The organism is Bartonella acomydis (genome assembly GCF_039543025.1).
Taxonomy (GTDB): domain Bacteria; phylum Pseudomonadota; class Alphaproteobacteria; order Rhizobiales; family Rhizobiaceae; genus Bartonella; species Bartonella acomydis.
The window spans coordinates 337,751-359,001 of record NZ_BAABIY010000012.1 but is presented as its reverse complement, the minus strand read 5'-3'; the positions used below and the strand labels follow the sequence as shown (position 1 = coordinate 359,001).

Below are 21,251 nucleotides of genomic sequence, written 5' to 3'. Positions count from 1 at the left end.
CGCAATCCTTAAGCCCACGTCAATCGAATTTTCAAAAGTAAGCATAAAAAACGAAGCTTAACATTTTAATCGTTCCAAGACACTCCTAAATGCATAAAGGCAATTCAAACTGCCAAATTGCGCAAAACATATTGCAAAATTCCACCGTGATGCAAATAATCCAACTCATCTTCAGTATCAACACGACACAATAATGGAACAGTTTTTATGCCTCCATCAGAAAAAGTAATTGTGGCTATTGTTTTTTGACGAGGTTTCAAGTTATGAATTCCTTCAATTGTGACCTTTTCATCCCCCTTTAAGCCCAAAGACTTCCAGCTTGTCCCCTCTTCAAACACAAAGGGAACAATACCCATACCAACAAGATTAGAACGATGAATCCGCTCAAAAGACTGAGCAATCACTGCTTTTACACCAAGAAGATTGGTGCCCTTAGCGGCCCAATCACGAGATGATCCATTACCATATTCAATACCAGCAAAAACAACCAGTGGAATACCTTCCCGTTTATATGTCATTGCTGCATCATAAATCGCTTGCTCTACCCCTGATGGATAATGAACCGTATAACCTCCTTCACGACCATTTTCCCCTAGCATGAAGTTACGAATACGAATATTTGCAAAAGTTCCACGCATCATCACTTCATGATTCCCACGACGCGTTCCATACTGGTTAAAATCAACCACTTTAACCCCGTGATCTGTCAAATATTGACCAGCAGGAGAATTAATTTTAATGGAACCAGCAGGAGAAATATGATCCGTCGTGATTTTATCACCAAACAAACCTAAAATCCGTGCATCCTTAATATCTGGTAGAATATCAGGGATTTTTCGCATATCCTCAAAATATGGTGGATTACGCACATATGTTGATTGTTCATCCCAAGAATAGGTCGCGCCCGTGGGAACTTGAACTTTTTGCCAGTTTTCATCACCCTTAAACACATCGGCATATTTTTCGGCAAAAATCTTACGCGTCACATTTTTTTCGATAAATGCCTGTATTTCTTGAGAGGTTGGCCAAATGTCTCTCAAATAGACTGGTTGACCATCTGAATCTTCTCCAAGGGGTTCTTTTGTCAAATCTTTACGCACCGTTCCTGCTAATGCATGTGCAACAACCAACGGTGGTGAAGCTAAATAATTTGCTTGCACATCGGGTGATACACGTCCTTCAAAATTACGATTTCCTGAAAGAACCGCCGCTGCAATAAGACCATTATCATTAATTGTTTTGGAAATAGCTGGATATAAAGGACCCGAATTCCCAATACATGTCGTACAACCAAATCCCACTAAGTTAAACCCTAGGGCATCCAAATCTTTTTGCAAACCTGAATTGTGAAGGTAGGCCTCAACAACTTGTGAGCCAGGTGCAAGAGAAGTTTTAACCCATGGCTTACTCTTGAGACCTTTCGCCACAGCATTACGCGCTAAAAGACCCGCAGCAATCAGAACGCTTGGATTTGAAGTATTCGTACAAGAAGTAATTGCAGCAATTACCACATCACCGTGGCCAAGCGCATATTCCTCATCCTCAACTTGATAACGCTCATCTTGCCCTGAAGTCTTCTTATAGTCCTCAATTAGAGCCTTTTCAAAACCTTGCCCAACACTTTCTAATGCAATACGCCCTTCAGGACGTTTAGGACCGGCCATAGAAGGCACCACATTTCCCATATCTAATTCTATTGTATCACTAAAAACCGGATCGACTACAGCTTCATCATGCCACATCCCCTGTGCTTTGGAATAAGCTTCCACTAACGCTATCCGATTTTCATCACGCCCTGTCATATGGAGATAACGCACGGTTTCTTTATCAATTGGGAAAAAACCACAGGTTGCTCCATATTCGGGAGCCATATTTGCAATCGTCGCCCGATCAGCAAGCGTCATATGTTCCAGACCAGGACCAAAAAACTCAACAAATTTACCAACAACCCCTTTCTTGCGTAGAATTTGTGTCACCATCAATACTAAGTCGGTAGCTGTTACACCTTCTTTAAGTTTACCTGTTAGACGGAAACCAATTACTTCAGGTAACAACATAGAAACAGGCTGCCCTAGCATCGCTGCCTCGGCTTCAATACCACCAACACCCCAACCCAAAACACCCAAACCATTCACCATAGTTGTATGCGAATCAGTTCCCACACAGGTATCAGGATAAACTGTCTGATACCCTTCCTCATTCTTCAACCACACGCATTGTGCTAAATATTCTAGGTTAACTTGGTGACAAATCCCAGTTCCTGGAGGTACAACACGAAAATTTTGAAACGCTTGCTGCCCCCATTTCAGAAAACGGTAGCGCTCACCATTGCGTTCATATTCATGCTCAACATTTTCCTTAAAAGCCATAGGATTGCCAAAATCATCAACGATAATTGAGTGGTCAATGACAAGATCAACGGGAATAAGAGGATTGATTTTTTCAGCACTCCCTCCAAAATTGACCATAGCGTCGCGCATTGTAGAAAGATCAACGACAGCAGGAACACCTGTAAAGTCTTGCATAAGGACGCGTGCAGGACGGTAGGCGATTTCCGCACCAGCGCTGCCTTTATCGTTTAGCCACTTTGCAACGTTTAAAATGTCTTCTTTTTTAACCGTGCGGCCATCCTCAAAGCGTAATAAGTTTTCGAGAATCACTTTCATAGAAAATGGCAAACGAGAAATGCCATTAAGTCCATTTTTCTCCGCTTCGATCAAACTATAATAAGTATATTCTTTGTCACCAATATTTAAAGTTCTTCGACAATTAAAGCTATCAATGTGAGTCATGACTGTCCACCCTCATACTACAAACCACCCAATTCCCTGGAATGAACAACACAAACTACGAGTTAAGGTCGCAGCTTGAGTGCAGACGCAATCACCTCCGCCATCCATTTCCCATTTACCTTTTTCATCAGCAAATTCGGAAATCGACGCCAAAAACCGTTCTCCACCAGATCTTGATGTAACAGCTGCTTTATAGAACTATTTCTAGAACTATTCTAGGTACAATTAAATAAAAAAATATATTTTTTTATTTAATAATGCCATAAAAGTGACGGTAATAAAAGCAAAACGGATAAACGTATGGTGTTATCAGGCACAAATTTAGCAACGTACAGAAACGAAGAAATTCTGTTTCAAGGCCTTTCTTTTTGCTTACTCCCACAACAACTGATGACCATTACAGGACCAAATGGAATCGGAAAATCTACATTGCTGCGAATCATTGTTGGGCTTCTTAAAGCTACAGAAGGCAATGTCATACTTAAAGATCAAGAACAAACATACCCTGTAGCAACTGCATGCCATTATCTTGGTCCTCAAAATGCTATGAAACCTTTCTTATCTGTTATCGATAATCTACAATTTTGGTCAGCATTTTATGGACAATATTTACGCTACCCCCGTGAAGCTCTTGCCGATATTGGTCTTTCTGATCTTGAACACTTACCCTTTAATGTTCTATCAACTGGACAAAAAAGACGTGTAGCCATTGCCCGCCTTTTGCTCTCTTATCGTCCTATCTGGATTTTAGATGAACCACTATCAGGGGTCGATAGCCATGCTCAAACCCTTCTTTCTCATATTTTTCAGCGCCATCTAAACCAAGGCGGTATGATTATTGCTGCAACCCATAATTCTCTCGGTATTCCAGAAAACCATACCATTGCTCTGGAAAAATTCTTACCTCCTTACAAGACAAGAGAAAATTATGAAAGCACTGTTTTGGCGTGATCTTAAATTAACTTTAGCACCACAAGCCTCTTCATTAACAGGGCTTTTATTTTTCATCGCTGTTATTATGATAACGCCCTTTGCCATTGGGCCAAATCCTAAAATTCTTGCACAAGTAGGTCCTGGCATATTATGGCTTGGAACTCTTCTCGCTGGACTTCTCAATCTCAATAAGCTTTTTCAAGCCGACCATGATGATGGAAATCTTGATCAATTCATTCTTTCTGGACAAAGGCAAAGTTTTACGCTGATTATATTGACAAAATGCTTGGCTCATTGGGTAGGAACCATACTCCCCCTTATTGCTGCTACTCCGATTTTAGCATTCATGCTCCATTTAGATGTAATAACAATTTTTACAACAATACTCACCCTTCTATGCGGAACCCCTGCTATTATTTTCATTGGCGCTATAGGAGCTGCCCTTGCAACATCATTGTCACACAGCACTCTTCTCATTTTTATTATCATCTTACCATGGATTATTCCCATCATGATTTTTGGTGTTTCTGCTGCTACAGCTCCAACAAATCCAAATATCTCTTTTCTCACTTCTTTAATTTTTCTGATCGCTTTTTCACTGCTTTTGAGTCTTTTTAGCTCTTTTGTCGCGGCTATAACGCTCAAACTTTTATCAGAAGAGTAAAAGATGATTGCCGCACAGCAAAACTCTGCCTATTATAATTTTATGAATGAAATATCTCACATACATAAAATGAAGTCACTCCCTGCAAGTTTTACCCGTTTTATGAAAATAAGTCGCATCGTTTTACCTTGGTTAACTGGTATAATATTGTGCCTTCTTATCTTAGGATTTATTCTGATTATGCATTCTCCTGATGACTATCAGCAAGGCATTACTGTCAAGATTATGTATATTCATGTACCCTTTGCATGGCTCTCCACATTTTGTTATATCATCATAAGTGCTGCTGCTTTAGGAAGTCTGATTGGAAGGTATCATCTTGCTGATATAGCACTGAAATGTGGAGCCCCCATTGGAGCAGTCTTTACAGCCTTGGCACTGATGACAGGTGCACTGTGGGGACGACCTACATGGGGAACATGGTGGGTATGGGATGCACGGTTAATATCGGTTTTGATCCTATTTTTTATTTATCTTGCCATTATTATGCTTGCTCGTGCTTTTCATAATCAAGCAAAGGCTGCACGCGCTACAGCAATTCTCACACTCGTTGGATTGATCAATATCCCCATTATCAAATTTTCTGTTAATTGGTGGAATACACTCCATCAATCCGCATCGCTTTTTCGTTCAGGAGGACCAACAATCGAGCGCGCCATGTTATGGCCTCTCATAACAATGATATTTTGTTTCAGCTTTATATTTATTTGGCTCTATTTGATGGCTATGCGCAACGAGATCAATAATCGTCATATCCAAATACTTCAGAAAAAAAAAGCTTATCGTGCACAACACTAGGAATCTTTATCATGCTTGATCGCAATAGCATTCACAGCCGACTTTTAGGAAATCTCTCTCAGCAAATTGATTGGTTCCTTGGTACCCTTCACCATAAGCAAATTGTTGTGTTGAGCTATATATTTTCTGCAGCCGCCCTTTTATGTCTTATTGGACACATCCTTCGCAAAACTCTATATCAAAAAAAAATCCTACAACAGTTGAACAAAAAAGAACTGTTTCGGAAAGAAAAATATAATGAAAAATATTCCTCAAAAACTTAAAAAAAACATATCTTCATATGCTGTGTTTTGTCTTTTTGCACCATTTGTGTTTTTTCTTCTTCTCACGCTACTTTTCTTTTACTTTACGAATAACAAACACTCCAATAATATTTCTCTGCTGCCAAATACGCTCGTTGAAAAACATGCACCCCAAATAAATCTTCCTCTCCTTGAGAATGAATATCATCTTCTCCATTCAGAACAATTTAAAGGACGTGTCACATTAGTCAATTTTTGGGGATCTTGGTGCTTATCCTGTCGCAAAGAGCATCCGCTTCTTATGAAAATTGCACAAGACCAACGTTTTGACCTTATCGGCATTAATTATAAAGATAGCAAAGAAAACGCCCAACGCTTTCTGAACAATTTTGGTAATCCTTTTAAAATTATTGGCTTTGATGCTTCAGGATATACCGCCATTAACTGGGGTGTATATGGACCACCAGAAACCTTTCTTTTAAATAAAGAAAGCATGATTATTGCTAAACATATCGGCCCTTTAACATGGCAAATTTATCAGAAAGAAATCTTGCCAAAAATTGAAAAAGCTATTACAATAAAATAATCAATATATTGATTTATAAAGAGAATTCATAATTTTCTCATTTCAATTTCTCTTAAGAAGAATCCTTCAAAATATTTCTTTACATATCACAACAAAAAGCGATGTATGGATAAAAACTGTCTGAAAAAATAAGCTAAACTTTTTATAGTGTAGGAACAAATGCAACATTATAAAGTAGGGTAACATAACTTTCAAACAACTGCACTCATGAACCAAGCAGAAGTTCTTCTTCGTGCAAAAACTATCCTATGACAAAACGAGAAAAAAATAAAACAATATAAAATACCATTGCAAACACTATACCCTTATCCGCCGTCTTTCGGATATTGGTTGAAATGCTATTTTAGCATGAAAAGCACAATAAGGACTATTTTCATCGGAATCAGCACCACAAAAATGAAAATCTGACGATAAAGGATCCCCAACAGGCCATCTACATGTATGCTCACTCAATTGCAAAAGATTAAGATGACGTGATATAGGCACAATAACATTTGATTTCTCAGGCACATCGGTTTTTTTTACATCCTCAGCTACAAACTCCATCTTTACAGCCGTTGCTCCAACACTGCAAGAAGTAGTACTCGTTTGCAATACCGTCGATGGCGTGCGACGCACACGCATAGATGATGGGGATGATGAGCTAGCAGGTGTCTTTTGTACACGCGCTCCACTTTGGGCTGTCTTACCACGCCCTGGTAACTTTAATCGATGTACTTTACCGATTACTGCATTTCTGCTGACACCACCTAATTGAGCTGCAATCTGACTTGCACTTAACCCTTCACTCCAGAACTTCTTAAGAAGTTCAACGCGTTCATTTGTCCAACCCATATCAGCACTCCATTCCTATCACCTCATTGAGACGCCCCCTTTGCATCTTCAAAAGTTTGAATCATTTTTTCAATAAGCCGAATGAAAAATTTTACCCTCCACCCCAAGCATAAAAATTTCACGCAACCTACGGAATAAAAATCTAAACATAACCTTGCTTGCTAACCTAAACTACAATATGCATCGACTCTCTGACAAGTATCTTTCCCTCTTGAAAAGCTTATTTAGAATGTTTTCCCCAACTTGAAAATTAAGTATAAACCAAACTATTGTATTGGCTTAAAATCTTCCTTACAAGTGCTTATTGTAGAACCTTTATTGACTTTTTACTAATCGGTGTAATGATCTCTCATATGGATGTGATAACTGACCATAATGGAATGATCATTACGCTGTAGCTAAAGACAGAGTATTGCTTTATTTGCAAAAGTTTAAACATAAAGGAAATAATGATGAGCACTACTGCTATACAACCACTTTATAAGTGTTTTGCTCGCCGCAATTTGCATTTTAAACAAGGTAGTGGTATCTGGCTTATTTCTGATAAAGGAGATTATTATCTTGATTTGACATCTGGAATTGCCGTAAATGCATTAGGATATGCACATCCAAAGTTGATTAATACTCTTAAAAGACAAACTAAAAAACTTTGGCATATTTCCAATCTTTTTCAATCAACCGAACAAGAGGCTTTTGCCAAACGACTTTGTGAAAATAGTTTTGCTGATAAAGTTTTCTTCTGTAATTCTGGTGCTGAAGCATTGGAGTGTGCATTTAAAACTGCTCGCCACTACCATTATGCATCTGGACATCCAACACGTGTTGAAATTATTACTTTTGAAGGTGCATTTCATGGACGCACACTTGCAACGCTTGCCGCTACTGGGCATGAAAAATATCTTGAAGGTTTTGGACCAAAAGCTGGTGGATTTATGCAAGTTCCCTTTTGTGATGAAACAGCTGTAAAGAATGCTATCAATAAAAACACTGCTGCCATTCTTATTGAGCCTATTCAAGGTGAAGGTGGAATCCGAACCGTTTCTCATAATTATTTAAGATTTTTGCGTAAAATATGTGATGATCATGACTTGCTCTTGATTTTAGATGAAGTCCAAACCGGTATTGGACGAACAGGAAAGCTTTTTGCTTATGAATGGAGTGATATCACACCTGATATTCTTACTCTTGCAAAAGGACTAGGTGGCGGATTTCCACTGGCAGCTTGTCTTGCAACAGAGAAGGCGGCAGAAAGTATGACTCCTGGGACCCATGGATCAACCTTTGGTGGAAACCTTCTTGGAATGGCGGTTGGCAATAGTGTTCTTGATACCATATTAGAACCAGGCTTTCTCCATCATGTTCAGCACGTAGGTGATAAATTCAAAAATGGACTCTCAAAGATTCTCAATATCTATCCTGATGTTATCTGTGCAATTCACGGGGTGGGCCTTATGGTAGGCATTCAATGTGTCATTCCCTCAAATCTTCTCGTCAATGCTCTAGAAAATGAATATGTCTTAAGTGTTGGTGCCAACAATAACGTAGTGCGCTTATTGCCTCCTCTTATTATCAAAGAAAAGGAAGTAGATGAAAGTTTGCATCGTATTGAAAAAGCCATTGCTTACCTTTCACAAACAAACAAAAAAAAGCAAATATTATGAACATGCAAAATGCTCTTCGCCACTTCACCGACTTATCCGTTTTAACTCCGCAAACAGCACGCACACTCATCGATTATGCGAAAAACCTCAAAATATCTTTTAAAGCAGGAATAAACTCAAAACCTTTTGTTGGTAAAACACTGGCAATGATTTTTGAAAAACCATCCACACGAACCCGTATTTCATTTGATATCAGCATGCGCCAACTTGGCGGTGATACGATCATGCTAACAGGTTCAGAGATGCAACTTGGCCATTGTGAAACCATCGCCGATACAGCTCGGGTTTTATCGCGTTTTGTAGATATTGTGACAATACGAACAACAATACATAACCGGATGCTCGAATTGGCACAATATGCACAAATTCCTGTCATTAATGCCCTTACAGATGATACACATCCTTGCCAAATTCTAGCAGATATCTTAACCTATGAAGAACATCGTGGACCAGTTGCGAATAAAATATTTGCTTGGATGGGAGACGGTAATAATGTGCTTCATTCCTTAATCGAAGCTGCTGCTCTTTTTCATTTTCACTTACGTATTGCCACTCCAAAAGGTTGTGAACCACAAGAAAAATTTATTCACTGGGCACGTGAACGAGGGGCTCATATTACACTGACCCATAATCCCCAAAAGGCTGCTAAAAATGCTGACTGCGTGATAACTGATACATGGTTTTCTATGGGACAAGAATTTCGTGCCCATAACCATTCTATTTTTCAACCTTATCAAGTCAATGAAGCTTTAATGGAATTAGCTAAACCAGAAGCTCTTTTCATGCATTGTCTTCCTGCTCATCGTGGTGAAGAAGTTGTCGATACGGTGATAGATGGAGCGCATTCTGTTGTTTTTGATGAAGCTGAAAACCGTCTTCATGCTCAAAAAGCAATTCTTGCATGGTGTTTACAAGATACATTTTTCTCTTCACAATAGCTTACACAACAAATCATATAAAAGATAAAGATATGCACAGACAAACCACAACAGATGAATCTTTTCTCAACAATATCCACTTGAGTGAAGATGATAATGTTATACCCTTTCAAGTCGAAGAACTTAATATTCGTGGGCGTGCTGTGCAACTTGGTGAAGCTTTAAATTCTATTCTTACAAGACATCAATATCCTGAAGCAGTTTCGTATCTTCTCGCAGAAGCTTTGGTTTTGACCGTTTTGCTTGGAACTTCTCTAAAACTTAAAGGAAAATTTATTTTACAAACCCATTCCAATGGGCCGGTTAATATGTTGGTATGTGATTTTTCTCCTCCTTCTAGTTTGCGCGGTTATGCGCGCTTTAATAAAGAACTGCTTAAACAAGCAATCGCCAATGATCAAATATCTTCAGAAGCCTTGCTGGGAAAAGGCACTCTGGCTTTTACCATTGACCAAGGTCCCCATACACAACCTTATCAAGGAATCGTTGCATTAGAAGGAACAAATTTACAAGAAGCTTCCCGTATTTATTTTGATCAATCAGAACAAATTCCCACAGATATTCATTTGGCAGTTGCTATATTAATCAACCGCGATCAACAAGGGCAAACACAGAAACACTGGCGAGCAGGAGGATTTTTAACGCAATTCTTGCCCAAAGCATCCTCTCATCATGAAATATATGATCTAGGCCAAAAACAAGAAAAAACAAAAACACCTGCACAATTTGAAGATCAATGGCAAGAAGCCAAGGTACTGACAGCAACCATTGACAATGCAGAGTTAACAGATCCCCAAGTCAGTAGTAAGCGGTTATTATTTCGCCTTTTCCATGAACACAGTGTGAGGGTTTTTAATCCTTTTTCTCTTGTCGACCAATGCTCTTGTTCGCGTGAAAAAATTAAAGGAATGCTAGAAAGCTTTCCCAGTGATGAACAAAATGAAATGGTTAAAAATAATTATATTTCAGTGACATGTGAATTTTGCTCAACAACTTACCGTTTTGAGCTGCAAGAATTTTCTGAAGAAAAAACATAAAAAAGATTCCTGACGAACAAAAAAATACTTAACCACAATTAAAGGCGCTTTCATTATACAACTAAGCCTTAGCGATAATAAAAACAATCCTTTAAAATATTTTGTATTTCTTGCTTTCTTAGAGCTCATGGTTCTTTCATTGCCTACACAATCATACAGTTTTTCAAACCAATACACAGTCTCTATGTTTTTGACAAAAAGACTCCAATAATATGCTTCATTTTTTGAACAGATTTCTCCTGCAGATTTGTATATTAAAAATTCATTTTTACAATGAAAGAGTTTCTTTGAAACCTTTTTTTATTTGTTAATATATTGATTTTTATCATAAATTATATTTTTCAGATTCAATAAACGCACTGCATATAATTATATTTTTTTGTTTGAATCTTCCTATGAACAATAAAAAATTATTTACTGGCTCGACGCAAAACGGCGCAGCCAAATATAAAGTGCACCTCCACCTCCATGCTGGCGAGCCGCCTCTTCAAAAGCATGAACATAATATCGAAAAGTTGGTGTTGTTAACCAACGAGGAACAAACTTACACAAAGCACCTTCACTTCCAGGTGAACGACCTTTTCCTGTGATCACAAGTACATAACGTAACCCATTTTGCTGAGATGATTGTAGAAATTCTTTTAAGAAAAAATAAGCTTCTTCCTGCATACAACCATGAAGATCAAGACGCGCCTCTATAGGATAATGGCCTTTAGCAATTTTACTATGCACAACGCGATCAAAAAAATGGATTTTATGTGTCGGCCCCCCTGCTCCCTTTTCTGTTTTTATGCCTATTTGTCTCTGTTGATTTTCTTGAAACAATCGAACGATTGGAATTGCCTGCTGTTTTTTATTCTCAATATTTTCAGCATCTTTTGTAAGAGAAGAATGAAGCTTATCATGAAGTGGTGTTATCGTACGGCAAACCATCTTCCATAAAAGACGATCTTGTGAAGTCAACCCCCCCCTTTTTTTTCTCCATCCATCCATGGACATTTCAATCTCTTACAAAGCTTGCTTTATATCATCTTATAGAAAAAAGAGAGCTTAACTTTCATCTTCTGTTGCAAAAAGCTTCCAATTTGGATCTGAAGATAGGCTATTGCGAACAAAGGTCCAAACATCTTTAATTTCTAAAATTGCATCAGGATCACCATCTATACGTTCTCCTTGCTCATTATAGGTTACAGAAATCATTTCACTGATAATCCGCACAGTTACAAATTCGTCCTTATCTTGTACTGCTGCTGCAACAAACTCAATCTTATTAATTCCAACAAAAGTAAACTGAACTCTTTCATTATTGCTTTCGCGTTTCTCAATGGCAGCACAAAAGCTTTCAAAAACATCTTGAGAAAGCAATTTTTTAAGTTGATCACGATCACCTCTAGCAAAGGCTGTGACAATCATTTCATAAGCAACCCTTGCACCTTTTATAAAAAATTGAGGAGAAAAATGAGAATCAATCTTGCGAAGTGCCCGCAAACCTTCATTGAGCACACTTCCTTTTGGTGAAATTACATCAATTTCGCTAAAATCACTTTTCTGCGAATTACCTTGATGAGGGAACGAAACAATATTCTCTGTCGTTTCTGCCTCAGCTTGCTTTTTAGAACAACGCGAATAAGGATCAAAGGGAGGCTTCTCAAAGCCAATCCGTTTTCCTAATACATTACGGAGTTGCACAAAAACAATAACCATAATAACGAGAGCTATGACAAGTATAACGTCAAATTCCATGGGTGCTGTTAATCTCCAAACCTAAGATGATCTGTAATAAACATTACAGTCAATATCATTTATCAATAAATATGTAAAATAAGGAATCTTCTATTTAAATGTTTTTATAACCTCTCTGTATCTTTATAATTTTTATTCCTATATATAAAAAATGGCTTTAAATAACCTTTCATCCTACAACTCTCTAAAAGGGAATTTGCATGTGATAAATTCTTACCCTATAAATTCTCGCTTTTTTATCATTATCCTCCTCAGCATTTTCTTGATAGAAATTGGTGGTTTTGTCTTTGTTGGCAAAGAAATTGGAATTCTAGCAACTTTGAGTTTGGTTGTTCTCACAACAATAGCTGGGAGCGTTTTGTTGCGGATTCAAGGGGTTAACCTTTTAAAAAATATACAACGTGAACTTATTCAAGGTCGTCGATTAGAAAATAATATTATGAATGATGCTTGCATTATGGGGAGTGCGATTTTGCTTATTTTGCCCGGATTTGTAAGCGATATTCTGGGAATATTACTTCTTATTAAACCAATCCGTTCTCTGATTTGGCATTTCTTCTCATCATTTAGAAACACAATGGGCATTCATACTAAAAATACAACCAATGCTCAAAAGGACTTTGAAAAAACAATTGACCTTAAAGCAGAAGACTACAAAGTCCACGATACTAAAGAATCCCCATGGCGTAAAAATGATGATAAACATTGAAACGCTAAAAGTTTCTCTTACGAACCTAAAAAAATAAGCAAGACAAGAGGAGCATTTCTTGCAACCTTTTGCAAGGCGTGATAACCAGCTTAATCTCTAGTTCTAAAATAGAAATATATAATCATAATGAAAAGGTTTGTACTATGGCCGAAAGTGAAATAAACAACAGTGGTGGAGAGCCAGTTTTTGCTGTATTAACTCAATATTTGAAAGATTTCTCGTTCGAGAACCCGAGTGCTCCTCGTTCTCTGCGTCCGCATGAAAAAGCACCACAAATTGATATCAATATTAATGTCAACGCGAATCCAATCGGTGATGACAATTATGATGTCGTTTTGTCCCTTTCCGTCAAAGCTGCTGATGATGCTGAAACATTGTTTCATGTAGAACTCATTTACGGTGGTGTTTTCCATATTAAAAATATTCCACAAGAGCATGTTATGCCTCTTGTTTTTATTGAATGTCCTCGCCTTTTGTTTCCATTTGCGCGGCAAATCATATCTGATGCAACTCAAAATGGTGGTTTTCCACCTTTGTTTCTTGATCCGATTGATTTTGCAGCATTATTTCAAAAGCGTCTTGCTGAAGAGCAAAAAAATAATCAGAGCCAAACACAACCATCTTAAAAATTTGCTTTTTTATTATGAAAAAGGCCCTTAAATATCAGAGGCCTTTATTTTTTACAACTTTTTCGCATGGTAAGCTGCAAGCATTGCAATATTAACAACATCAGTATCATTTCCACTAAAGGGAACAATCTGAACAGATTTTTCTAATCCAATCAGAATAGGTCCAATAATGGTTGCCTCACCAAGCTCTTGCAACATTTTGCTCGCAATAGAAGAAGCATGATATCCGGGCATTATTAAAATATTCGCTGGTTCTGTTAATCCCATAAAAGGATATTGCTGCATCAATTTCAAATTAAGTGCCACATCTGCACTCATTTCTCCATCAAATTCAAAGGCAACTTCGCGTTCATGCAAAATATTAACAGCATCTTGAATATGCTGCGTAACCTTTCCTTTCATATAACCAAAAGTAGAAAACGCTACAAATGCCACCCTTGGCTGATATCCAAACCCATAAACAAAAGACGCTGTTTGTTCCGCTATGTCAGCAAGTTCTTCTGCGCTAGGATCCTCATAAACAGCAGTATCCGCAATAAATACAGTTCGCCCACGGCAAATAGCCATTGAGATACCAATCAATCGTTCTTTGGGTTTTTCATCAATCACCCGACGTATATCTATCAATGCTGTTTCATAATTGCGTGTTACCCCTGTAACCATGGCATCAGCATCCCCTAGTGCTACCATACAGGCAGCAAAATAATTACGGTCATTATTGATACGACGGTGACAATCACGTAACAGCCAGCCTTGGCGTTGCATCTTTTTATAAAGATAATTCGCATAAGCATCTGTGCGACAAGAAAGCTTAGCGTTCATAAGTGAAATACCTTCACGCTCAAGATCAATCCCCGCAACAGCAGCAGTTTCTTTCACTTGTTCTTCACGGCCAATTAAAATCGCTGTTCCTAGTTTTTGATGAACATAGGAAACGGCAGCTCGCATGACTTGCTCTTCTTCACCTTCTGCAAAAACAATTTGTTTTGGCGCTTGGCGAACATGATTGTAAACTCCACGCATCATAGAGGAAATGGGATCACGTCTTGCACTTAAATCACGTTCATAAGCCTCTAAATCATCAATGTGCTTTTGGGCAACACCGCTTTCCATTGCTGCTTTTGCCACCGCCATTGAAACAACTGTAAACAAACGCGGATCAAAAGGAACGGGGATGATATAATTCGGTCCGAATTTCAATCGCTTTCCACGATAAGCTTGCGCAACACTGTCAGGCACTTCTTCATGCGCTAAACGCGCAAGAGCTTTTGCAGCGGCAATCTTCATATCATCATTGATAACCGTGGCACGTACATCAAGCGCACCACGAAAGATATAAGGAAAACAAAGAACATTGTTAATCTGATTTGGATAATCCGAACGACCTGTCGCCACAATGGCATCATTACGCACTTGCATAACTTCTTCTGGGGTAATTTCTGGATCGGGATTAGCCATGGCAAAAATAATCGGCTGTGGTGCCATTGATTTTACCATCTCAGGGGTAATTGCACCTTTAGCAGAAACCCCAAAAAACATGTCAGCGCCTTCCATTGCTTCAACAAGTGTACGTTTATCTGTTCGAACAGCATGGACAGATTTCCACTGATTCATTCCCTCTTTGCGCCCTTCATAGACAACGCCCTTTGTATCACAGAGGATGATATTTTCAGATCGAAATCCCATCGCCTTAATCAGTTCAATACAAGCAATGCCGGCAGAACCAGCACCATTACAAACTAACCGCGTATTTTGCATATCACGCCCTGTTAGCTTTAAAGCATTAAGCACACCAGCTGCTACAATAATCGCTGTACCATGTTGATCGTCATGAAAAACAGGAATATTCATCACTTCGCGTAAGCGACTCTCAATCATAAAACACTCTGGTGCTTTAATATCCTCAAGATTAATACCACCAAAAGAAGGTTCCAAATGACGCACCAGATTGATAAAATCTTCTGGATCATTTGTATCAATTTCTAGATCAATGGAATCAATATCGGCAAAGCGCTTAAAAAGCACTGCTTTGCCTTCCATCACCGGCTTGGATGCAAGTGCACCTAAATTGCCTAAACCCAAAATAGCTGTTCCATTTGATATAACAGCAACAAGATTGCCCTTTGCTGTGTAATCATAAGCACAGGCTGGATTTTGAGCAATTGCTTTAACCGGAACAGCAACACCCGGTGAATAAGCAAGTGCTAAATCATGCTGTGTTGCCATAGACTTTGTTGCAATAATTTCAAGCTTGCCAGGCCGACCACGACTATGAAAATCAAGGGCTTCTCGCTCACTAGCATTATAAATCATTTGAGGTATTTTTTGATCCTGTTCAATTTTTTTCATTTCACTCAATCTTCTCTAAAAACAGTGTAAATTCTCCGCTATAATTGGGTGTCATTGTCCAATTTTAAAATTTGATTCATATGCGAGAAATCGCTATGCTTGCTCTAACCAATCTCATTTATGCGTTTCAATTTAGAGATAATAAAGATAAACATTGAAGTAAATAAAAAAGGATATCAAAGCTTCACTTGAGAAAAAGACAGGCGTGTAAAACATGGAGAAGAAAATAAACCATAAAAATAATTTAATCCTACAGCCTGCCCCTTCATCTGCTTCCCATCAACAACGTCTTACACCTATGATGGAGCAATATATAGAAATCAAAGCAGTTCATAATGATTCCTTGCTTTTTTATCGCATGGGTGATTTCTATGAACTCTTTTTTAATGATGCAGTTGAAGCTGCTCAAGCTTTAGGAATCACACTCACAACACGTGGAAAACATTTGGGTGAAGACATTCCTATGTGTGGAGTCCCTGTTCATGCCGCTGATGATTATTTGCAAAAACTTATTACTTGTGGTTACCGTGTTGCTGTTTGTGAACAAACAGAAGATCCTGCAGAAGCTAAAAAGCGTGGATCAAAATCGGTTGTTCGCCGTGATGTCGTTCGCCTTGTAACACCTGGAACTCTCACCGAAGAAAAGCTCCTTGATCCAATGCGTGCAAATTATCTGATGACCCTTGCCCGCATACAAACCAATGATGGAGAGGATTTTGCTCTTTCTTGGATTGACATCTCAACAGGTATTTTTCGTGTAACTGAAAGCCGTCATGAAAAACTTTTGGCAGACATTATGCGCGTGGACCCACAAGAAATCATTGTGGCTGATTCTTTTTTTCATGACAAATCCCACAAATCACTTTTTCATGTGCTGGACCGCATCATTTCTCCTCAACCTGCGAACCTCTTTGATGCAATCACCGCTGAACGTGATATTTGCAGTTATTTTAAACTCTCAACTCTTGAAGGTGTTGCCGATTATTCACGTCCCGAACTTTCTGCAATTGCTGCTGCTATTCGTTATATTGAAAAAACACAAATTACACATCGTCCTCCACTCATGCGCCCTGAACGCCAAAATGAAAGTGCGACCCTTTTCATTGATGCTGCAACCAGACTCAGTCTTGAATTGATCCGAACCACATCGGGACAACGAGATGGAAGTTTACTAAAAGCCATTGATCGTACGGTAACAGGAGGTGGATCACGCCTTCTTGTCGATCGCCTTATTGCTCCTCTTACCACACCTTCGGCTATTGATCATCGTCTCGATTCAGTTGCCTTTTTTTTACGAAGCACCTCCCTTGCAGAAGCCATAAAGCTTATCTTAAAAGGCGGACCAGATATGCCCCGCGCAGTTTCACGTTTGGCGCTTGGACGAGGCGGGCCTCGTGACATGGCAGCCATTCAGCGCGGCTTTGAAATTATTCGTGAAATTCACCAACTTCTTAACAATGAATTGCTTCCTCAAGAAATAAGTGACGTTCAACAGATTTTCTCGCAGTTGCCGACTACTTTACATGATCATTTAGAACAAGCATTAGCAGATGATCTGCCACTGCTTAAACGTGACGGTGGTTTTATTCGCCCGCAATATCATAAAGAGCTTGATGAAATGCGTGCTTTACGCGATGAATCTCGCCGTGTTATTTTGGAACTTCAAACGCAATATGCCCAAGAAACAGATATTAAGACTCTTAAAATCAAGCATAATAATATTCTAGGATACTTCATTGAAGTTACCAATATACAAGCAGCCGCACTTACCAATGGTCCACAAGCCAAAGCGCGTTTTATTCATCGGCAAACAATGGCAAGTGCCATGCGCTTTACCACAACAGAACTTGCCGATCTTGAAAGCCGTATTGCCCATGCCGCCAACCATGCTATGACACTTGAGCTAGAAATTTTTGATACTCTTGTGCATGAAATTACTGAGCAGGTTGATTTCATTCGTAAAGCTGCTGAAGCACTTGCTATTTTAGACGTATCGATTGCATTAGCACATCTGGCTGAAGAACAAGGATATTGCCGTCCTAAAATTGATCACTCTCTCACCTTTCATATCACGGCAGGACGTCATCCTGTTGTAGAGCAAGCACTCCGTAAACTAGCCGCAGAACCTTTTGTTGCCAACAACTGTGATCTCTCTGTACAAGAAAATCATCAATATGCGGCAATTTGGCTTTTGACTGGTCCCAATATGGGAGGAAAATCTACTTTTTTACGGCAAAATGCTCTCATTGTTATTATGGCGCAAATGGGTTCATTCGTTCCAGCAACTTCAGCACATATTGGTGTCGTTGATCGCTTATTTAGCCGTGTTGGCGCTTCTGATGACCTTGCACGAGGACGTTCGACTTTTATGATGGAAATGGTCGAAACAGCAACAATTCTTAATCATGCGAGTCACAAGTCTCTTGTGATTCTTGATGAAATTGGACGGGGAACATCAACCTTTGATGGACTTTCCATTGCCTGGGCTGCCGTTGAATATCTTCATGAAGTGAATCACTGTCGTGCTATTCTTGCTACACATTTTCATGAAATGACCGCACTGACTGAAAAGCTTGAACGCCTTCATAATGTTACAATGAAAGTTAAAAATTGGGATGGCGATGTAGTTTTTCTTCATGAAGTAACACCTGGAGCCGCAGACCGATCTTATGGCGTACAAGTTGCAAAACTTGCTGGACTCCCATCAGCCGTTATTACCCGCGCTACAGATGTGCTACATCAATTAGAACAGGGTGAAATGGCTGGAAAAGGACATAAACTCATTGATGATTTACCACTCTTTTCCCTTAAAGCAGCATCTCCTGTAAACGAACAAACACAAAAACATTGCGCTCTCCAAGAAGCTTTAGCAAATATTCATCCTGATGAACTATCTCCTAAGCAAGCTTTAGAAGCACTTTATCATCTCAAACAATTGGAAAAAAATAATCTCTTATAACAAATCAAACGAAATGTCCGTTCTTGAGTGTTCTTAAATATATTAGACTTTGCACTTAATGTTATCATCGCTTTTACGAAAAATCTTTTAAGAGCATATGGATACAAAGAAAGCAAGTGCTAGATATTTCCTAAAACAAATTGCTTATTTTCCTACAAAAAAGAAATTCGTAGTACCCAGCAATTAAAGCTCTGATTTTTATTTTTCTTCTAAAACCTTATTCATTTTAATTTAAAATTTTTCCAGAGCACATAAAATCAGCAGCTTGGAATATTACAAAGAATACCTGCCAAAAGCTCTCATAACTTTGTTCCTTTTCCATAAACCGAATTTTTCACGCAATCATATGCTACGGACTGCACCTTTTGAAGCAGAAGTTGTCATCGCTGCATAAGCTTTGAGAGCCTTCGAAACCTTACGTTCACGCTTCTCAATTGGTTGCCAAGCTGCTTTTCCCTTTGCTTCCATTTTGGCATGACGCTGCATCATCTCAACATCATCAACTAACATATGAATGGTACGATTAGGAATATCAATTTCTATGATATCGCCCTCTTCTACTAAAGCAATTGCTCCACCTTCAGCAGCCTCTGGAGAAATATGTCCTATAGAGAGCCCCGAACTTCCCCCTGAAAAACGGCCATCTGTTATAAGTGCACAAACTTTTCCTAATCCTTTGGATTTGAGATAGCTCGTTGGATAAAGCATTTCTTGCATTCCAGGTCCACCGCGTGGACCTTCATAACGGATTAAAACAATATCACCTGATTTAATTTTATCATTTAAGATTGCTGCAACAGCAGAATCTTGGCTTTCAAAAATTCTTGCTGGACCTTTAAAAGTTAAAATAGACTGATCAACACCTGCTGTTTTCACAATGCAGCCATCTTTTGCAAGATTGCCATAAAGAACAGCCAATCCTCCATCTTGCAAATAAGCATGTTCTTTATCGCGAATCACACCTTTTTCACGGTCAAGATCAAGGGTTTCATAGCGACAAAATTGACTAAAGGCTGTTTGTGTTGGAACACCACCGGGTGCTGCACGATAAAATTGATGAATCATTGGCTCATCGGTCTGTTTTACATCCCAGTGATAAAGCGCTTCTTTCATTGTTTTTGCATGAACCGTATAAACAGAAGTATCAATGAGTCCGGCTGCATCCAATTCGCCTAAAAGCCCCATAACACCCCCAGCGCGATGAACATCTTCCATATGCACATTCACAACAGAAGGGGCAACCTTGCATAAAACAGGAACGCGGCGTGAAAGACGATCAATATCGGACATGGTAAAATCCACCTCACCTTCTTGCGCCGCAGCTAAAAGATGCAGAACAGTATTGGTTGATCCCCCCATAGCAATATCCACAGTCATGGCATTTTCAAAAGCCTTGCGTGAAGCGATAGAACGTGGCAAAATTGTCTCATCGCCTTGTTCATAATAGCGCTTGACCAGTGCAACAATCTGTCGTCCAGCCTCTTCAAAAAGCATCTGACGATCTCTATGCGTCGCTAATACTGATCCATTGCCTGGAAGAGAAAGCCCTAATGCTTCAGTCAAACAATTCATAGAATTCGCAGTAAACATTCCTGAACAAGAACCACATGTAGGACAAGCAGCACGTTCTATTTCAGCAACTTCTTCTTCTGAATTTTCTTCCGAAGCCGCAGCAACCATGGCATCAACGAGATCAACTTTAAGATCTTGATCTTTCCATTTAATCTTCCCTGCTTCCATAGGGCCACCTGAAACAAAGATTGTTGGAATATTCAGGCGTAAGGATGCCATTAACATACCAGGCGTAATTTTGTCACAATTGGAAATACAAACAAGGGCATCAGCATAATGGGCGTTGACCATATATTCAACAGAATCAGCAATAATTTCACGTGAGGGTAAAGAATAGAGCATTCCATCATGCCCCATTGCAATTCCATCATCTACAGCAATAGTATTAAATTCCTTTGCAACACCGCCAGCAATAGCTATTTGTTGTGCGACCAATTGTCCAAGATCTTTTAAATGAACATGCCCAGGCACAAATTGTGTAAAAGAATTAGAAATGGCAATAATAGGTTTGCCAAAATCAGCCTCTTTCATCCCTGTTGCACGCCAAAGACCACGAGCCCCTGCCATATTGCGCCCATGGGTCGATATTCTTGAACGGTAAGAAGGCATTATTTTTTCCCCTCAAATAATTCCAGTTTTTCTGTTGTGCTGTAATCTACCTTAAAAAACAAGAGTTCTCACATGTGAAATAAAAAAAGCCTGTTATTGAGGTATTTAAATCACAAAATTAAAAGCCCATGCATAAGCTCTATGTGACAACTATTGTTTGTCATCCAAATAAAATTCTTCAAAAACGATTACGAGA

General features: G+C 38.9%; 17 protein-coding genes. 11 read left to right on the top strand and 6 right to left on the bottom strand.

The features are described from left to right. Nucleotides 1–104: 104 nt before the first annotated feature. A complete protein-coding gene (acnA, locus tag ABD909_RS03405; RefSeq protein WP_345096549.1) occupies nucleotides 105–2,792 on the bottom strand; it encodes an aconitate hydratase AcnA in 2,688 nt (895 codons plus the stop codon). A gap of 300 nt (nucleotides 2,793–3,092) precedes the next feature. Between acnA and ccmA the strand changes: the two genes are divergently transcribed. The 5 genes from ccmA to ABD909_RS03380 are packed head-to-tail and all read left to right on the top strand — an operon-like array spanning nucleotide 3,093 to nucleotide 6,015. Next, the gene (gene ccmA, locus ABD909_RS03400) at nucleotides 3,093–3,743 is read left to right on the top strand and encodes a heme ABC exporter ATP-binding protein CcmA (protein ID WP_345096548.1); all 651 of its coding nucleotides are present in this window, start codon (nucleotides 3,093–3,095) and stop codon (nucleotides 3,741–3,743) included. After that, nucleotides 3,721–4,389 (top strand): heme exporter protein CcmB, encoded by a 669-nt coding sequence (gene ccmB / locus ABD909_RS03395; RefSeq protein WP_345096547.1) that lies wholly within the window; start codon nucleotides 3,721–3,723, stop codon nucleotides 4,387–4,389. Before ccmA ends, ccmB begins: the two co-directional genes overlap by 23 nt. Before the next feature lie 42 nt (nucleotides 4,390–4,431). After that, nucleotides 4,432–5,187: a heme ABC transporter permease gene (locus ABD909_RS03390; protein WP_345096591.1), complete on the top strand. Its 756-nt coding sequence runs from the start codon at nucleotides 4,432–4,434 to the stop codon at nucleotides 5,185–5,187. An 11-nt stretch (nucleotides 5,188–5,198) separates the two neighbouring features. Further along, the gene (locus ABD909_RS03385) at nucleotides 5,199–5,450 is read left to right on the top strand and encodes a hypothetical protein (RefSeq protein ID WP_345096546.1); all 252 of its coding nucleotides are present in this window, start codon (nucleotides 5,199–5,201) and stop codon (nucleotides 5,448–5,450) included. Further along, the gene (locus tag ABD909_RS03380; RefSeq protein WP_425547926.1) at nucleotides 5,425–6,015 is read left to right on the top strand and encodes a DsbE family thiol:disulfide interchange protein; all 591 of its coding nucleotides are present in this window, start codon (nucleotides 5,425–5,427) and stop codon (nucleotides 6,013–6,015) included. Before ABD909_RS03385 ends, ABD909_RS03380 begins: the two co-directional genes overlap by 26 nt. Before the next feature lie 297 nt (nucleotides 6,016–6,312). Here ABD909_RS03380 and ABD909_RS03375 read toward each other — a convergent pair whose 3' ends face one another. Next, nucleotides 6,313–6,849 (bottom strand): GcrA family cell cycle regulator, encoded by a 537-nt coding sequence (locus tag ABD909_RS03375; protein ID WP_345096545.1) that lies wholly within the window; start codon nucleotides 6,847–6,849, stop codon nucleotides 6,313–6,315. A gap of 452 nt (nucleotides 6,850–7,301) precedes the next feature. Here ABD909_RS03375 and ABD909_RS03370 point away from each other — a divergent pair, with 452 nt between their 5' ends. From ABD909_RS03370 to ABD909_RS03360, 3 genes are read left to right on the top strand one after another with little or no spacing between them, the layout of a single operon-like run. Next, nucleotides 7,302–8,510 (top strand): aspartate aminotransferase family protein, encoded by a 1,209-nt coding sequence (locus ABD909_RS03370; protein ID WP_345096590.1) that lies wholly within the window; start codon nucleotides 7,302–7,304, stop codon nucleotides 8,508–8,510. Beyond that, the gene (gene argF, locus ABD909_RS03365) at nucleotides 8,507–9,448 is read left to right on the top strand and encodes an ornithine carbamoyltransferase (protein WP_345096544.1); all 942 of its coding nucleotides are present in this window, start codon (nucleotides 8,507–8,509) and stop codon (nucleotides 9,446–9,448) included. Before ABD909_RS03370 ends, argF begins: the two co-directional genes overlap by 4 nt. A gap of 32 nt (nucleotides 9,449–9,480) precedes the next feature. After that, nucleotides 9,481–10,485 carry an Hsp33 family molecular chaperone gene (locus ABD909_RS03360; RefSeq protein ID WP_345096543.1) on the top strand — a complete coding sequence of 335 codons (1,005 nt, stop codon included), beginning with the start codon at nucleotides 9,481–9,483 and terminating at the stop codon, nucleotides 10,483–10,485. A gap of 414 nt (nucleotides 10,486–10,899) precedes the next feature. Here ABD909_RS03360 and ABD909_RS03355 read toward each other — a convergent pair whose 3' ends face one another. Together ABD909_RS03355 and ABD909_RS03350 are read right to left on the bottom strand one after the other, a co-directional pair. After that, the gene (locus ABD909_RS03355) at nucleotides 10,900–11,484 is read right to left on the bottom strand and encodes a Smr/MutS family protein (RefSeq protein ID WP_345096542.1); all 585 of its coding nucleotides are present in this window, start codon (nucleotides 11,482–11,484) and stop codon (nucleotides 10,900–10,902) included. A gap of 51 nt (nucleotides 11,485–11,535) precedes the next feature. Further along, nucleotides 11,536–12,228, bottom strand: a complete 693-nt coding sequence (locus tag ABD909_RS03350) for a Tim44/TimA family putative adaptor protein (protein ID WP_345096541.1) — start codon at nucleotides 12,226–12,228, stop codon at nucleotides 11,536–11,538. Nucleotides 12,229–12,430: 202 nt separating this feature from the next. On the opposite strand from ABD909_RS03350, the gene ABD909_RS03345 reads away from it, so the two are divergent. Both ABD909_RS03345 and secB read left to right on the top strand, forming a co-directional pair. Beyond that, nucleotides 12,431–12,937: an FxsA family protein gene (locus ABD909_RS03345; protein ID WP_345096540.1), complete on the top strand. Its 507-nt coding sequence runs from the start codon at nucleotides 12,431–12,433 to the stop codon at nucleotides 12,935–12,937. 143 nt (nucleotides 12,938–13,080) lie between these two features. Then, nucleotides 13,081–13,563, top strand: a complete 483-nt coding sequence (secB, locus tag ABD909_RS03340; protein WP_345096539.1) for a protein-export chaperone SecB — start codon at nucleotides 13,081–13,083, stop codon at nucleotides 13,561–13,563. A 54-nt stretch (nucleotides 13,564–13,617) separates the two neighbouring features. Here secB and ABD909_RS03335 read toward each other — a convergent pair whose 3' ends face one another. After that, a complete protein-coding gene (locus ABD909_RS03335; protein WP_345096538.1) occupies nucleotides 13,618–15,915 on the bottom strand; it encodes an NADP-dependent malic enzyme in 2,298 nt (765 codons plus the stop codon). A gap of 214 nt (nucleotides 15,916–16,129) precedes the next feature. On the opposite strand from ABD909_RS03335, the gene mutS reads away from it, so the two are divergent. Further along, a complete protein-coding gene (mutS, locus tag ABD909_RS03330; RefSeq protein WP_345096537.1) occupies nucleotides 16,130–18,874 on the top strand; it encodes a DNA mismatch repair protein MutS in 2,745 nt (914 codons plus the stop codon). 342 nt (nucleotides 18,875–19,216) lie between these two features. Here mutS and ilvD read toward each other — a convergent pair whose 3' ends face one another. Continuing rightward, entirely contained in the window at nucleotides 19,217–21,055 is a 1,839-nt protein-coding gene (gene ilvD / locus ABD909_RS03325) for a dihydroxy-acid dehydratase (protein ID WP_345096536.1), read from the bottom strand. Between the last annotated feature and the right edge of the window lie 196 nt (nucleotides 21,056–21,251).